This window comes from Rhodococcus sp. AG1013, from assembly GCF_003350365.1.
GTDB lineage: Bacteria > Actinomycetota > Actinomycetes > Mycobacteriales > Mycobacteriaceae > Prescottella.
In genome coordinates this window covers 124389-138199 of record NZ_QQAT01000003.1, presented here as the reverse complement: position 1 = coordinate 138199, position 13811 = coordinate 124389, and the positions used below count along the sequence as shown (strand labels likewise).

Sequence of the window (13811 nt, the reverse complement as noted above, 5' to 3'; positions counted from 1 at the left end):
AAGCGCAGCGGCGACAGCGCGCGCCTCGCCCGCGGTCATTCGGACGTTCGCTGGGCCAAGTACTGCGCCAGGCCATGCGCCGACTATGAACTTGTCATCCACTGCGCTGAGCCTCCAGCCCGTGGTGCCACTCGGCAGCAGCTCGCCGACGGGCAGTTCGACGATCACTCGTCCGGCGCTCATGCCGTCACCTCTTCGGTCTTCACGAACACCCACGACGGGATGCGGTCGTTGCTTTCGCGGTGCAGGTGCCGTGACTTCGGCGGCATAGCGGCGCCCAGGCGGGCGTACGGATCTCGAACAGTCATCAGCTACTCCATTGGATTTGGCGATGGACACGATGGTCTGCGTCCACCGACACTTCGGTCAGGTGCAATCGCGTGGCGGTCAGGAAACCCCAGCCACCGGATACTCGCGGCCTTCCTTCTTGCACCACTCCTTCACTGCCCAGGCGTAGCCGTCCTTGACCACACCTGTCCCCAGCGCTTCCAGGTATGCCGTCTCCGCCCGGTCCCACGAGGCTTGCGCATCCGCCAGCCGCCTCTGCAGAAGCTCATCGGTGACGGCCCGTCGAATCTCGCCATCGGAGGACACCACGTGGCCGGCAGCCTTCGCGGCCCGGACCAGATCGCTGTACGCACCCAACATGTCCGCGTCATCCGCGAACATCGCGACCGCCACATCGGCGATTCGGTCGCCCAGTAGCTGATAGTCGGGCAGGTCGCCAACCTCGGTGGGGCGACTGCTCTTCTTGGTGGTGGTCTCGTTCGTCATGCTCAAACCTCTTTCTGGGATGGGGAAGCGACCGCGGCAGAACCATCTGCGGCGGGCTTCCACAAAGGGACTCAGTTGTTGCGGATGATCCGCGTGAGTTCGCGCTCGGTGATGCGGGCGACCCGCTGCATCTGCGCTGGCGACACCGGCTTGTAGACGACACCCGACAGTTCGTCGATCTGCTGGCGCAACTGCACACGCTCGAGCAGCGACAGGGCGGGACGCTTCTCCGCCAACTCAACCTCGAACTGCTCAACAGCGGTCACACCGCACCACCCGCGATCAGTCGCAACGGACGCTTGAACGGACGTTCCTCGAACGTCAGCGGCACAGAACGAAGCAGTCGCACTTTCGCGTCGTAGTGCTCAAGCAGCAGCGCACGATCCACGGCAGCCGATCGGGACAGGTAGAACTTCCGGACCGACGGCCAGATGAAGCGTTCCGTCTTGAATCGGTCGATGTACTCGCCGTCCGGATCCCATCCTGGCGGCGCCCAATCCGAGCGAAGGTGTCCAGCGAACCACGGCGCGTCATCGGGGTGCAGCGCGTCCAGCGGATACTCGACGTTGAGCTTCCACACGTAGTCGTTGCTCACGCAGCATCACCTTCAGCGAAGCCGTCGAACGCGATCTCCCAGATCCACGCCGGGTACGAGTTGACCTCACCGAACAGCTGGTGAGGAACCTTCACCGGCGTGATCCCGCGGGCCTTCGCGATCGACGACGCCTGCCGGCCAACCTTGTTCAGGAACTTCGTAGACGTGTTGGTGATGCGATTCAAGCGGGCATACCCGAGCGCCGAATACCAGTCGTGGCGCCCCTCGATCGCGTCGAGGCGGGCCTCGCTGCGATTTGCGATCTCCTTCGCCTCGGAAGCTTCCCGCTGCGCGACCTCAATCTGGTCGATCGCAGCGCGGAGGATATCGAGCTGGTTCGCCGGAGCTACTGCACGCGGATTGGCTGCCACACCTTCATGGAAGTAGCGGTCGAGCGCATCAGCCGCCTCCGCCTGGTAGGCGCGGAGATCAGCCCGCCTGTCTGTATCGACACGGTTTTCGTCGAGTGTCGCGAGCCACATGCCCGTGGTTCGCCGGTCGATGCCGACCATCTCGCGGGTCTTGCCGTCCGCGCCAACCGTGGCGATTTTCGCCACGGTTGCCCACGACTTGCCCTTGAGCTTGGTGAGCTGGGACGAGTAGTTGAGGCCAAAGAACTCGACCATCGGTCGTAGTGCCGTCAGCTTGCTCGCGGTGTCAACCTGCATTGGCATCGTGGATCCGGGGACCTGGATCTCAGCGAGTGCGTTACCGTCGTTCACGTTCTTCCTACTTTCTGAATGCTGTTGGTTGGACACGGCCGTCAGCTGGTGACTCAGCTGGCGGCCTTCTTGTTGCTCGCGAGCCGGATTCGGACCGGCGGCATCTCCGGCGAACCACCGTCGATCCACTCCTGCACTGCCGCTTCGGTGAACTGGTGCCGCCCTCCGCTCGGCCGTGGAAGGCCTTTGAGCGCGCCCGAGTTCGCCGCATTCCGGACTCGGTTCGGATGCCTACGCGTGATCGTCGCTACTTCGGAGACGTTCAGCGGGGTCTTAATCGTCGACATTCAGCCCCCTCACGCCGCGAGCTGATCGCTGACAGCGAACAGCGACTCAAACGGGACGTTGAACGTAAGGATCGCGCCGGCAATGAAAGCCGCCGACGGACTCGCTCCGTCCTTGATCCGCCGCAACGTGGCCCGGTCGCATCCGATTGCTCGCGCCGTCGTGGACTCATTCAGCGCATGGAGAGCCTGTAGCCGCTCCAGGGTCACGGTGTTGAGCTCGATACCCGCCATGGGACCTCCCTTCAAGGTGGTTAGAAACATAACCACCTTGGCGAGAATCCGCAACACGTAACTACATCGATGTGAGCCTCCGCGGCCAGATCTCCAGGTCGAACCACTTGCAGGTGTTGCAGAAATGCACCACACTGGGTCACATGGAAGCCACTCGCGCGCAAGCCTGGGTTGACGCGGTGAGCGATGGAGCATCACTCCGAGCCCTCGCCTCCGTCCTTGAGATCAACCACGTCACGGTGCGTCGACGGATCGAAGGCAAGGACGCCAGCCTGGCTGTCGACATTGCGCGGCACTACGGAGCGGACCCCATTGAAGGGCTGATTGCCTTCGGGGTGATCACAGGCGACGAGGCTAAGCGGGGGGGCGTTCAATTCGCCCTTACCGAGGCCAGCGACCTGCAGCTCGCCGAAGAGATGGTGCGGCGGATCAAAGCCGGTGTGCGCGTGTACAACGCGCCTCTCGTCGTTCCCGACGACGAACCGAAGACTGCGCCTGGACCGAGCTCCTCGCCGAAACATGCGAGCGGGGGATTCGCCGCAGGACTCGTCGCGGCCGGCAAGGCCGCTACAAGCAGCAAGCACGGGGAGGAAAAAGTGAGGACAGAAGCGGAAGACCTGATGCCGAAGTGAGCCTGCCGGACTGGAACACCGAAGGACTGCTCGACCCGGGGGCGCACGTCGCGACGCTCTCCGATATCTACGAGCGGATGGTGCTGGACGCATCCGGTCGAAGCAACCGCGAGCTGCTCTTCAGCTCTCTGAGTGCCTACCTGACACTGATCAAACGGTTCATCCCTAGTGGCACCGCTTGGATTGATGGAGGTCTAGCTATGCAACATTGCGATGAGCCGAACGACATCGACGTTGCAGTCATCCCCCGTGATCTCACTGCTCTCGACCGACTGAGTCACGACGACCAGGCTGGCCTCTACCGACTGATCACGCTCAACGATGTGATCATCGGTGATCCGGGCCCGATGCATCTGGACCGTGTTCAGCCGTTCGGTTGCGTGCTCGATGCGTTCCTCGTCGATCCCGACGATGATCACGCCTACTTCGAGAGTTGGTCGACCGTCAAGAAGCAAGGCCAGATCGTCGAAGGTGTCCGCAAAGGATTCGCGGCGGTGACCTGGTGAACCCGTTCTCCGAAGCTCGCCGCCGACACGAAAACACCGGGGGGTTTGGCGCGGCGCTCGTTCACGCATCTCTCGAAGCAGCCGAGCGGAAGTTCTTCCCGCGCCCGGAGTCGCGCTTGATCGTCGACATTGATGGCGCGCCAGTCACGCCGTACGATTCCGCCCGAATAACTATGGCAGTCATTGATGCGACCGCTATGTTCGGACGGAGTTTGATGGATCCGCAATCGCCGGTGACAAATGTTCACCCCGCGCACCGATCCAAGGTTGGATTAATTTCCGCTGGGTCATTCGGAAATTCACTGCATTTCACATTCCCGGACTGCGATACCGAATCTGATCCCGTTCTGTTCGTCGATCACGTCCAGACGCTGGCAGAAGCCGCAGCATGGTCGCTCGTCGAGTCGCTTCCGAGAGCGGTGGACGACGATGATGCGCTCGATGCGGTGCTATCCCTACCGGTGACTCAACGACGCGGCATCGAGCACCTCGTCAACGCCGTCGAATCCACTACACGCAGTCTCGGAGTCAGTGTTGCGATGGCGGATGGGGCTGGTGTCAGCTCGACCCTTTCCAAGCTTCAGGCCGATGTACTGAAGGACAGCCTGATGGAATCCCGAAGCCACGCCCGGATCATTACCGAGCACGGCATCCTAGATGGGATGCGAACACGTCGCCGAATCTTCTACCTCGAGCGTGAAGACATGCCAGTCCTACATGGTTCAATCGCCGATGAACTGATCGCAGATTTGCCGAAATACCTTTCCAAAAAGGTGGTCGCAACCCTTGAAGAGACGACAATTCAACGCGCTTCCGGCGTCATTGGGCGACCAACATATCGCCTGATTCGGATCAAACTCGAATACCCCGAAAACGAGCTATTCAGCCACATCGACATCTAGCTCGACGCAAGGAATTAAACCCACAAAAGTGAGGGCAGATGGCCAGCATCACAGCCTACGAGACAGCGAAAGGTAGACGATACCGAGTCCGATACCGGACTCCACAGGGCCGACAAACAGACAAGCGTGGGTTCGCCACAAAGAAGGCCGCCGAAGCGTTCGCAGCCACCGTGGAAGTCAAGAAACTCACAGGCCAGTACGTCTCCCACAGCGCAGGACGAGTCGTGTTCAAGGACCTCGCCGAAGACTGGGCGGCAGGCAAGGTCAACCTGAAGCCGACTTCAACGGAACGGAATCGGCAGTCCCTCGACAACCAAGTCTTACCCGCTTGGGGCGACGTCGCGGTTGGGGACATCACCCGCGCCGAGATACAACGATGGATCGCATCCATGGTCGACAAAGAGCTGTCCCCTTCCACGATCCGCAAGGCGCACAACGTACTGTCCGCAGTCCTCATGCTTGCGGTAACTGACAACAGGATCGCCTCCAATCCCGCGGAGACCGTGAGCCTTCCACGGCTCCGTAAGAAGCCCCAGCACCCGTTGACCCTGGATCAACTGATGACCTTCGCCGAGTACGCCGGATACGGCCGGCGTGCGGTGCTCGTAATGGGTCTCGTAGGCCCTCGGTGGGGCGAGATGGCGGCACTCAAGGCGAAGCGGTGGGACCCAGACCGGCGCCGGCTCCGGCTCGAGGAGTCGGTGACTGAGATTCAGGGAAAGCTCACGTGGGGCACCCCCAAGACGCACGAGGCGCGTTCACTCGCCGTCCCACCGTTCCTGGCGGACGAACTCGACGCTCTCACCAAAAGCCTCCGACCGGAGGATCTTCTGTTCCCGGCCCGTGGTGGTGGCGTGATGCGGAACAAGAATGCGCGCCGCGACTGGTTCGACCCGGCCGTGCTGAAACTGTTCCCCCCGGTCGAGGAACCCGCGGCGGGAGAGACTCCTGCCCCATCGGTGAACTTCACCCCCCACGATCTCCGGCACACGGCTGCCTCGATCGCGATAAGCCGCGGGGCGAACGTGAAGGCCGTGCAAAAGATGCTCGGGCACGCGACCGCAACGATGACCCTCGACCACTACGGGCACCTGTTCGACGACGATCTCGACGATGTTGCGGCCCGGATCGACCCGTTCAGTCAGCCGCACGGCACGGTCGTGAACCTTGCGTCCCGGCGTTCAGGCTCGTGAGCGTGTGGGCAAAATGTGGGCAGATATGCCGAAGACCCACCTTCCCCTCATCAGAAAGTGGGCCTTACCTGCAATAACTCTGGTGGGGCGGGCGGGGCTCGAACCCGCGACCAATGGATTATGAGTCCACGGCTCTAACCGACTGAGCTACCGCCCCCTGCCGCGGCGGTACGCCGCGGACAGCCGAATGTTACCGCCCGCCCTCGACAGTTCCCGTCTGCGGGGTGGCGCATGTCGCGTGCCCGACAGGGCGTGTCGGTGCCTGCCCGCAGACTGGGCGGCGACACGATCGAACGGCACGATCCCGCGACACCCGAAGGACCTCGAATTGAAGAACTGGACCACCCGACCGATCTGCGCGTTCGATCTGGAAACAACTGGCCGAGACCCGCTCTCGGCGCGAATCGTCACCGCATGCGTGGTCACCGTCGAGGGTGGGCGGCCCCGGTCACGCAACTGGATCGTCGATCCGGGTGTCGACATCCCCGAGGACGCCAGCTCCATCCACGGCATCTCGACGGCCCACGCGCGCGAGCACGGCACGGATTACGCAGTCGGGTACCGGGAGATCCGGCAGGCCCTCACCGACGCGTGGGCGGCCGGCTACGCCGTCGTCGCGTTCAACGCCTCGTACGACCTCACCGTGATGGACGCCGAGGGCCGCCGCCTCGGTCTGCCACCGATGGACGACTACGGGCTCGTCGTCGACCCGTACGTGATCGATCGGGAGGTCGACCGCTACCGCCGCGGCAAGCGCACGCTGGGCGCGCTGTGCGAGCACTACGGGATCGAGTTGGGGTCGGCGCACGAGGCGGAGTCCGACGCCCTCGCTGCCGCCGAACTGGCGCAGATCCTGCCGCAGCGGTTCCCCGAACTCGCCGCGCTCGACGACGTGATGACGAGTCAGGCAGGCTGGCATGCCGAGCGTCAGCGCGACTTCGCCGAGTACCTCCAGCGCGAGGGCCGCGACGCGTCGGACGTCGACGGGCAGTGGCCGATCCGGCTCGCGGCCTGACGCCACAGCGCCCCGAGCGCTCCCCGGTCTGCGATGATGCCGTGAACCAGCACACACCGGACCGGGGAGGCCGAGTTGGACGAGCACAATCCCACCCTGCCCGTGGCCTTCGACATCACCGCGCTGGTGGTCGCGCTCCTGTGGCTCGTGCTGGTGGTGGCGACGAGCGTCTCGGTATTGCGCGCCCGACACATCACCACGCCCGCCAAGTTCGCGTGGATCCTCGTGGTGCTGGCGCTGCCGGTCCTCGGCGCACTCGCATGGCTGCTGATGGGCAACAAACCCGGCGCCGCCGATATGCGTTCGGATTCCCCGCCCCGCTGATCGTTCGGAAACGCAGAAGGCCCCTCACCCGCTAGGGTGAGGGGCCTTCTGTTCGGCTCCCCCGGCTGGACTCGAACCAGCAACCGTTCGATTAACAGTCGAATGCTCTGCCAATTGAGCTACAGGGGATTGCCTGGGCGGCACTGCCGTTTCCCGCGGTGCCTGGAAAACTGTAGCCCATACCCCCACCCAAGTACCAAATCGCCTGAACAGAGACGGATCAGGCAGGATGTACGCAGGCAGTTCGACGGGAGGAATCCGGAAATGTTGCGGTTGTTGGTAGGCGTTGCGGCGGGTTATGTGCTGGGCACCCGAGCGGGACGAGCCCGGTACGAACAGATCAGCAAGGCCGCGAAGGCCGTGGCAACCAGCCCCGCCACCAAGAAGGTCATCGAGACGGGTCGGCAGAAGCTGTCGGATTCGCTCAGCACGCAGCCCAAGCTCGAGCCGATGAAGCCGATCGACGAGCGGACCACGATCCTGGTCCCCCACGACCAGCTGCGGAGGAACTAGCGGCACCCCGGTTCGGCACCGGCGGCGCCGACCGTCAGGCGATACCTTCGCCGCTGGTGTCGCCGATCGCCTGATCGAGCAGGCTGCGCCGGTACTGCTCGAGTGCGACCAGATCACCGAGCAGGGAATGGAACTCGTCGGAGTCGGTGGTCGGCGAGACGCGCTGCAGCTTGGACTTGAGCTCGGCGACCTGTTCGCCGACCCAGACCTCCTGCAGTCGTGCCAGCACGCCGCGGATGTAGCGAGGAATGATGTCCTCGTCGGCGGGCAGCGGCTCGACTGCGAGTTCCATCACGATCGACTGCACGACGAGGTCGCCCGCATTGCGCCCGACCGCGTCCACCCATTCACCACCGCCGAGACCGGCGGATGTACCGCCGGCCGCGGCGACCGCCTCCCGGACGGCCGCATAGGCCGGATGGGCGAACGTCTCCCCCGGCAGCGAATCGAAGACCGTGCCCGCAATGGCCGGGTACTGCAGGGCCGCCTTGAGGGCGTCGCGCTGCGGCCACAGCGCCGGGTCGTTGGGCCGCGGGCGGGACACACCGGCCGCCGGAGCCGCCGCCGACGCTCCCGGGGAGTCGTCGACGGGACGACGCTTCGTCGGTGCCCCACCTCCGCCACGCGCGATCTTGCGCGCCTCGTCCCCGACCCGACGGCGCACCGCCGGAATTTCCTCGCCGACCCAGCCCGACAGCTGCACGGCGTACTGATTGCGCAGCGTCGGTTCCTTTATCCGCGCGACCACCGGCACGGTGCGACGCAACGCCTCCACCCGCCCCTCGGCGGTGTCCAGATCATGTTCGGCGAGAAGGGATTTGACAACGAACTCGAACATCGGGGTGCGGCGCGCGACCAGATCGCGGACGGCCGCGTCACCCGACTGCTGACGCAACTCGCACGGATCCATTCCGTCCGGCGCGATCGCGACGAAGGTCTGCCCCGCCATCTTCTGGTCGCCCTCGAACGCCTTCAGCGCGGCCGCCTGGCCCGCGGCGTCGCCGTCGAAGGTGTAGATCACCTCACCGCGGAAGTAGCTGTCGTCCATGAGGAGTCGGCGCAGCATCGCGAGATGTTCGTCACCGAATGCGGTGCCGCAGGACGCAACGGCGGTCTTCACGCCGGCCAGGTGCATCGCCATCACGTCGGTGTAGCCCTCGACGACCACCGCCTGGTGGCCCTTCGCAATGTCCCGCTTGGCCAGGTCCAGACCGAACAGCACGTTCGACTTCTTGTAGAGGATCGTCTCGGGGGTGTTGACGTACTTGCCGGGCATCGTGTCGTCGTCGAACAGCTTGCGGGCGCCGAAGCCGATGACGTCGCCGGAGAGATTGCGGATGGGCCACAGCAGCCGCCGATGGAACCGGTCGATCGGTCCGCGTCGGCCCTCCTTGGACAGCCCGGCGGCCTCGAGTTCCTTCGCCTCGAAGCCCTTGCCCATCAGGTGCTTGGTCAGGGTGTCCCAGCCGTCCGGGGCGTAGCCGCAGCCGAACTGCGCGGCCGCGGCCGCGTCGAAGTTGCGTTCGGTGAGGTAGTCGCGGGCCGCCTGCGCGTCGGGCTCCTTCAGACGCGCCGCGTAGAACTCCTGCGCCGCCGCGTTGGCGGCGACGAGGCGCGCCCGGGTACCCCGGTCGCGCTGCACGGACGTGCCGCCGCCCTCGTACGAGATCTGGTAGCCGATCCGATCGGCGAGCTGCTCGACCGCCTCCACGAAACTGACGTGTTCGATCTTCTGCAGGAACGAGTAGACGTCGCCGCCCTCACCACAGCCGAAGCAGTGGAAGTGGCCGTGATTGGGCCGGACATGGAACGAGGGCGACTTCTCGTCGTGGAAGGGGCACAGCCCCTTCATCGAATCGCCGCCCGCGCGCTTGAGCGAGACGTACTCGCCGACGATGTCCTCGATCCGAGTGCGTTCGCGAACGGCCGCGATGTCTCTGTCAGGGATTCGGCCGGCCACGAAGGCAGTCTAGGCCCTCACCGCAGGCGAACACCTATCCCCAGCTCGCCTGGGCGCCCAGGCTCTGCTTGTCGATCCGTTCCAGACGACTCTCGGTGCACGACGCGATCTGGTCGACGATCACCCGCACCCGCGCGGCGTCGTCGGCGGCGGCGTGCCACGCGGGCAGGAACAACGGATCCAGACCGGACGGTGCGGTGCGCAGCAGCCACTCGGCCACCCGGTGCACCCGGTCCCGCTGCCGGTCCTGGCGGTTCTTGTGCCCGGCGTCGGACATCACATAGTGCAACGCGACGGTCTTGAGCAGGGCCACCTCGGCCGCCACGATCGAGGGCACCACGAGGTCGGCCTGATACCGCGTGAGCGGGCCGGGCCCGACCGCCTCTCGGGTGCCGCCGACGGCGGCCGACGCGAACCGGCCCACCAGCTCGCTGGTGAGGTTCTTCAGCGCCACCGAACTGGTCAGCGTCCCATCGTAGTCGCCGACGGAGGTCACCACAGGCAGCCTCGACAGGCGTTCGGCCGCCTCCGCCAGCTCGTCGACGACGAGGCCCGAGAACTGCCTGGCCCCCAATTCGGCCAGCGCACGAACCTCGATCGCGTCGCCCAGCACGCGCAGGTCGATGCGGCCGGCGATCACACCGTCCTCGACGTCGTGCACCGAGTAGGCGACGTCGTCGGCCCAGTCCATCACCTGCGCTTCCATGCACTGCCGCCCCTCGGGCGCGCCCTCGCGCACCCACGCCAGCACCGCCGCGTCGTCGTCGTACGCGCCGAATTTCGCCCCGGGCCGCGGCCGGGTCCACGGGTACTTGATGGCGGCGTCGAGCGATGCCCGGGTGAGGTTGAGCCCGACACTGCGCCCCTCCGGGTCCAGGACCTTGGGCTCGAGGCTCGTGAGGATCCGCAGGTTCTGCGCGTTGCCCTCGAAGCCGCCGCAGCTCTCCGCGACCTCGTCGAGCGCCTTCTCCCCGTTGTGCCCGTACGGCGGATGCCCGATGTCGTGGGCCAGGCCGGCCAGGTCGACGAGGTCGGGGTCGAGTCCCAGCCCGTCGGCGATGCCGCGGCCGATCTGCGCCACCTCGATCGAATGCGTCAGCCGGGTCCGCGGGGTGTCGCCGTCACGCGGACCGACCACCTGGGTCTTGTCCGCGAGACGCCGCAGTGCGGCCGAGTGCTGGACGCGGGCGCGGTCGCGCGAGAACGCCGAGCGGTGCTGCGACGACTCCGCGGCCACGATCAGTCCCGCGGTCTTGGGCGCCTCGGACACGAGTCGGTCGAGATCGTGCGAGGTGTACGGCGCCCGTGTGTCGCGGCCGATCACTGGCCCGCCGTGTACGGGAAGTCTGCCGAGAAGTGAGTGAGCTGATACCACAGCAAAGCACCTGTCTCCCTCGTGATTCCGTGCAGCTGCGATTCCCGGGTGATCACCGCGGGACCCTGCCGGGTGGGTGCGGTCCACGCCTCGAGACCCGCGTCGCGGGCCATGGTGCGGGTCCGGAGAGAATGCCACGGATCGCTCACCAGTACCGCCGACTGCATGCCCTGCTGCCCCATCTCGCGGCTGACCGCCTCGATGCTCAGCAGGGTGTCGGAGCCTTCCTCGACGGCGGTGATCCGATCCCCGGGCACTCCCTGGTCCATCAGATAGTTCCGGCCCGACGCCGCCTCGGTGTACTCGTCACCCTCCTGCTTGCCACCGACCGTGACGATGGCCGGCGCGACACCCTGTTCGTAGAGCTTGCGGGCCTGGTCCAGGCGGGCCTCGAACACCGACGACGGGGTGCCCGCGTACTGAGCGGCACCGAGTACAACGATCGCGTCGGCCGGTGTGGTGTCGGTGATCCGCGCCACCTGCCACACCCGGAAGGCCGTGCCCCCGACCAGAACGAGGCCGATCAACGCGGCGCCGAGCACAGCCCGACCGGCCCAACGAGCCACCGCGGCACCGAACGAACGGCGCGGCACGGGGCGGGGCGACAGCTCCGGGGGGTCGTAACTGGGGGCGGTACTCACTCCCCGATTCTGCCAGTCACCCGCCCGGGCCGCCGATGACGACGCGCGGCACCGGATAGATTCGTCCTATGGCACACGCACCGTCGCGTTCACCCGCTCGCCAGTACACACCGCGCCGATCGGTGGCCGCGACCGCCGTCGCCGCGCTGCTCACACTGGGCGCCCTCCTGTTCGCGCCCGCGACCGCCACGGCCGAGGCCCCGCTGCGGCTGCCGGACCACATCACCGACCTGTCCGGGGTTCTCGACTCCGGTCAGCGCTCCGACGTCCAGGACGCGCTCGACACGCTCTACGACGAGCACAAGGTCGCGCTCTGGGTGGTGTACGTCGCCGACTTCGACGGACTCTCCGAGAAGGCGTGGACGGAGCAGACCGCGAAGCTCAGCGGTCTGGGGAACAAGGACGCGCTGCTCGCGGTCGCCACGACCGACCGCGCGTACTACTTCGATGTCCCACAGGCGCTCTCGGAGGTCACCGACGCGGAGGTCACCTCGATCCGCACCGATTCGGTGGAACCGGCCCTGCGCGAGCGGGACTGGTCCGGGGCCGCGATCGCCGCGGCGGGCGGGCTCGGGGACGCGATGACCGCCTCGGGCACATCGCTGAAGGTTCTCGGCGTCGGTGTCGGCGTGGTGGCGCTGGCCGGCGGCGGCGTCTACCTCTACTCCCGCAAGAAGCGGGGCGACCGTCTCGAGGCGACCGTCGCCGCGGCCCGGCAAGTGGATCCCACCGATCCCGAAGCTCTTGCCGCGCTGCCCGTTCCAGCCCTCGATGCGCTCGCCAAGGACGCCCTCGTCGAGATGGACAACGCGATCCGCACCAGCGAGGAGGAGCTGAACCTGGCCGTCGGCGAGTTCGGCGCCGATGCCACCGCGCCGTTCACGACCGCCTTCGAGCAGGCCCGCCGGACGCTGGCGTCCGCGTTCACGATCCGCCAGCGACTCGACGACGACATTCCCGAGACGCCGCAACAGCAGCGCGAGATGCTCACCGAACTCATCACGACCTGCGGACGCGCGGACCGCGAACTCAACGCCCGGGTGGCGGAGTTCGACGCGATGCGCGACCTCCTGATCGACGCACCTTCCCGGCTGGACGCCCTCACGCAGGACGTCGTCTCACTGACCGTCCGCGTCCCGTCCGCGGAGGCGACGCTCGCGTCGCTACGGGGCGAGTTCCCGGCCTCGGTCCTGGCGACAGTCGAGAAGAATCCCGAGATGGCGCGCGAGCGGATCACGTTCGCGGAGCAGAACATCGCGGCCGGACGCGATGCCACGACGCTCCCGGCCGGAAAGCAGGGCCCGGCGGTGGTCGCGATCCGGGCGGCGGAGGGCGCGCTGAACCAGGCCCGTCAACTGCTCGACGCCGTCGCGCGGGCCGACACCGACATCCGGCACGCCATCGCGACGCTGCCGGCGGCGATGGCCGACGTGCAGGAGGGCATCGCCGCCGCGACCGCGCTCACTGCGCAGGGCGGACAGAAGCTCGCCGACGCGAAGGCCGCCGCCGAGGAGGCGCTGCGGAATGCGCAGGCCGCGAAGGACACCGATCCGCTGGGCAGCTTCACCAAGGTCGTCGACGCGGACGCGAAGCTCGACGCCGTGCTCGCCGAGGCACAGGAGGCGCGGCAGCAGGCCGACCGCGCACGGCAGCGGCTCGACCAGGATCTCACCGCGGCCGAGGCCCAGGTGAGCGCGGCATCGGACTTCATCTCCACCCGGCGCGGCGCCGTCGGGGCCGAGGCCCGCACCCGCCTGTCGGAGGCGCAGCGGCACCTGCAGGCCGCGCAGCAGCTCACCAGCTCGGATCCGTCGAAGGCACTGCAGCACGCACAGTCCGCCACCGAACTGGCGTCGCGGGCACTATGGGCGGCGCAGGCGGACGTGAACCGCTACCAGGACGACCAGCGCAACCAGCGACCGCCGAGCGGTGGCGTGTCCGGGGGCGGCGGCAATGCGGCCGGCGCGATCCTCGGCGGCATCCTGATCGACAGCATGCTCCGCGGCAGCAGGGGCGGCGGGAACTGGGGTGGCCGCGGCAGCGGCGGGTGGGGCGGACCCGGACCCGGGTCCTTCGGAGGCCCGAGCAGTTCGGGCCGTATCGGGCGCGGCGGCGGAGGCCGTTTCTGAACCCCGCCCGAA

Annotated in this window: 18 protein-coding genes and 2 tRNA genes; 8 read left to right on the top strand and 12 right to left on the bottom strand. The window is 66.6% G+C overall.

Going from position 1 to position 13811, the window contains the following annotated elements; all coding sequences use genetic code 11:
* Nucleotides 1-179 precede the first annotated feature (179 nt).
* From DEU38_RS28990 to DEU38_RS05515, 7 genes are all read right to left on the bottom strand, one after another.
* Nucleotides 180-308 (bottom strand): hypothetical protein, encoded by a 129-nt coding sequence (locus tag DEU38_RS28990; RefSeq protein WP_258557641.1) that lies wholly within the window; start codon nucleotides 306-308, stop codon nucleotides 180-182.
* Between the two features lie 79 nt (nucleotides 309-387).
* The gene (locus tag DEU38_RS05540) at nucleotides 388-774 is read right to left on the bottom strand and encodes a hypothetical protein (RefSeq protein ID WP_114719121.1); all 387 of its coding nucleotides are present in this window, start codon (nucleotides 772-774) and stop codon (nucleotides 388-390) included.
* A 71-nt stretch (nucleotides 775-845) separates the two neighbouring features.
* Nucleotides 846-1040: a hypothetical protein gene (locus DEU38_RS05535; protein ID WP_114719120.1), complete on the bottom strand. Its 195-nt coding sequence runs from the start codon at nucleotides 1038-1040 to the stop codon at nucleotides 846-848.
* Entirely contained in the window at nucleotides 1037-1369 is a 333-nt protein-coding gene (locus DEU38_RS05530; RefSeq protein ID WP_114719119.1) for a hypothetical protein, read from the bottom strand. The genes DEU38_RS05535 and DEU38_RS05530 overlap by 4 nt, the downstream gene beginning before the upstream one ends.
* Nucleotides 1366-2091: a phage antirepressor N-terminal domain-containing protein gene (locus tag DEU38_RS05525; RefSeq protein ID WP_258557640.1), complete on the bottom strand. Its 726-nt coding sequence runs from the start codon at nucleotides 2089-2091 to the stop codon at nucleotides 1366-1368. The genes DEU38_RS05530 and DEU38_RS05525 overlap by 4 nt, the downstream gene beginning before the upstream one ends.
* 53 nt (nucleotides 2092-2144) lie before the next feature.
* Complete coding sequence (locus tag DEU38_RS05520) at nucleotides 2145-2378, bottom strand: helix-turn-helix domain-containing protein (protein ID WP_114719118.1); 234 nt, start codon at nucleotides 2376-2378, stop codon at nucleotides 2145-2147.
* Between the two features lie 9 nt (nucleotides 2379-2387).
* Nucleotides 2388-2609, bottom strand: coding sequence for a hypothetical protein (locus DEU38_RS05515; RefSeq protein WP_147283459.1), 222 nt, complete (start codon nucleotides 2607-2609; stop codon nucleotides 2388-2390).
* Nucleotides 2610-2752: 143 nt separating this feature from the next.
* On the opposite strand from DEU38_RS05515, the gene DEU38_RS05510 reads away from it, so the two are divergent.
* The 4 genes from DEU38_RS05510 to DEU38_RS05495 are packed head-to-tail and all read left to right on the top strand — an operon-like array spanning nucleotide 2753 to nucleotide 5842.
* Nucleotides 2753-3241: a hypothetical protein gene (locus DEU38_RS05510; RefSeq protein WP_147283458.1), complete on the top strand. Its 489-nt coding sequence runs from the start codon at nucleotides 2753-2755 to the stop codon at nucleotides 3239-3241.
* Nucleotides 3238-3747 carry a DUF6932 family protein gene (locus DEU38_RS05505; RefSeq protein ID WP_114719115.1) on the top strand — a complete coding sequence of 170 codons (510 nt, stop codon included), beginning with the start codon at nucleotides 3238-3240 and terminating at the stop codon, nucleotides 3745-3747. The genes DEU38_RS05510 and DEU38_RS05505 overlap by 4 nt, the downstream gene beginning before the upstream one ends.
* Nucleotides 3744-4649 carry a hypothetical protein gene (locus DEU38_RS28020; RefSeq protein WP_147283457.1) on the top strand — a complete coding sequence of 302 codons (906 nt, stop codon included), beginning with the start codon at nucleotides 3744-3746 and terminating at the stop codon, nucleotides 4647-4649. The genes DEU38_RS05505 and DEU38_RS28020 overlap by 4 nt, the downstream gene beginning before the upstream one ends.
* A 38-nt stretch (nucleotides 4650-4687) precedes the next feature.
* Complete coding sequence (locus tag DEU38_RS05495) at nucleotides 4688-5842, top strand: site-specific integrase (RefSeq protein WP_114719113.1); 1155 nt, start codon at nucleotides 4688-4690, stop codon at nucleotides 5840-5842.
* Nucleotides 5843-5922: 80 nt separating this feature from the next.
* Here the strand turns inward: DEU38_RS05495 and DEU38_RS05490 are convergent.
* A tRNA-Ile gene (locus DEU38_RS05490) sits at nucleotides 5923-5999 on the bottom strand.
* A 171-nt stretch (nucleotides 6000-6170) separates the two neighbouring features.
* On the opposite strand from DEU38_RS05490, the gene DEU38_RS05485 reads away from it, so the two are divergent.
* On the top strand, nucleotides 6171-6857 hold the full coding sequence (locus tag DEU38_RS05485; protein WP_114719112.1) for a 3'-5' exonuclease: 687 nt from the start codon (nucleotides 6171-6173) through the stop codon (nucleotides 6855-6857).
* Nucleotides 6858-6932: 75 nt separating this feature from the next.
* Entirely contained in the window at nucleotides 6933-7181 is a 249-nt protein-coding gene (locus DEU38_RS05480; protein ID WP_114719111.1) for a PLD nuclease N-terminal domain-containing protein, read from the top strand.
* Nucleotides 7182-7237: 56 nt separating this feature from the next.
* Here DEU38_RS05480 and DEU38_RS05475 read toward each other — a convergent pair.
* Nucleotides 7238-7310, bottom strand: a tRNA-Asn gene (locus tag DEU38_RS05475).
* A 135-nt stretch (nucleotides 7311-7445) separates the two neighbouring features.
* Here DEU38_RS05475 and DEU38_RS05470 point away from each other — a divergent pair.
* Nucleotides 7446-7694: a hypothetical protein gene (locus DEU38_RS05470; protein ID WP_114719110.1), complete on the top strand. Its 249-nt coding sequence runs from the start codon at nucleotides 7446-7448 to the stop codon at nucleotides 7692-7694.
* Between the two features lie 34 nt (nucleotides 7695-7728).
* On the opposite strand, the gene dnaG is transcribed toward DEU38_RS05470, so the two are convergent.
* The 3 genes from dnaG to DEU38_RS05455 are packed head-to-tail and all read right to left on the bottom strand — an operon-like array spanning nucleotide 7729 to nucleotide 11670.
* Nucleotides 7729-9654, bottom strand: coding sequence for a DNA primase (gene dnaG, locus DEU38_RS05465; RefSeq protein ID WP_114719109.1), 1926 nt, complete (start codon nucleotides 9652-9654; stop codon nucleotides 7729-7731).
* Nucleotides 9655-9688: 34 nt separating this feature from the next.
* Nucleotides 9689-10978, bottom strand: a complete 1290-nt coding sequence (locus DEU38_RS05460) for a deoxyguanosinetriphosphate triphosphohydrolase (RefSeq protein ID WP_114719108.1) — start codon at nucleotides 10976-10978, stop codon at nucleotides 9689-9691.
* A complete protein-coding gene (locus DEU38_RS05455) occupies nucleotides 10975-11670 on the bottom strand; it encodes a YdcF family protein (RefSeq protein WP_114719107.1) in 696 nt (231 codons plus the stop codon). Before DEU38_RS05455 ends, DEU38_RS05460 begins: the two co-directional genes overlap by 4 nt.
* 68 nt (nucleotides 11671-11738) lie before the next feature.
* On the opposite strand from DEU38_RS05455, the gene DEU38_RS05450 reads away from it, so the two are divergent.
* A complete protein-coding gene (locus DEU38_RS05450; protein WP_114719106.1) occupies nucleotides 11739-13799 on the top strand; it encodes a TPM domain-containing protein in 2061 nt (686 codons plus the stop codon).
* Nucleotides 13800-13811 lie beyond the last annotated feature (12 nt).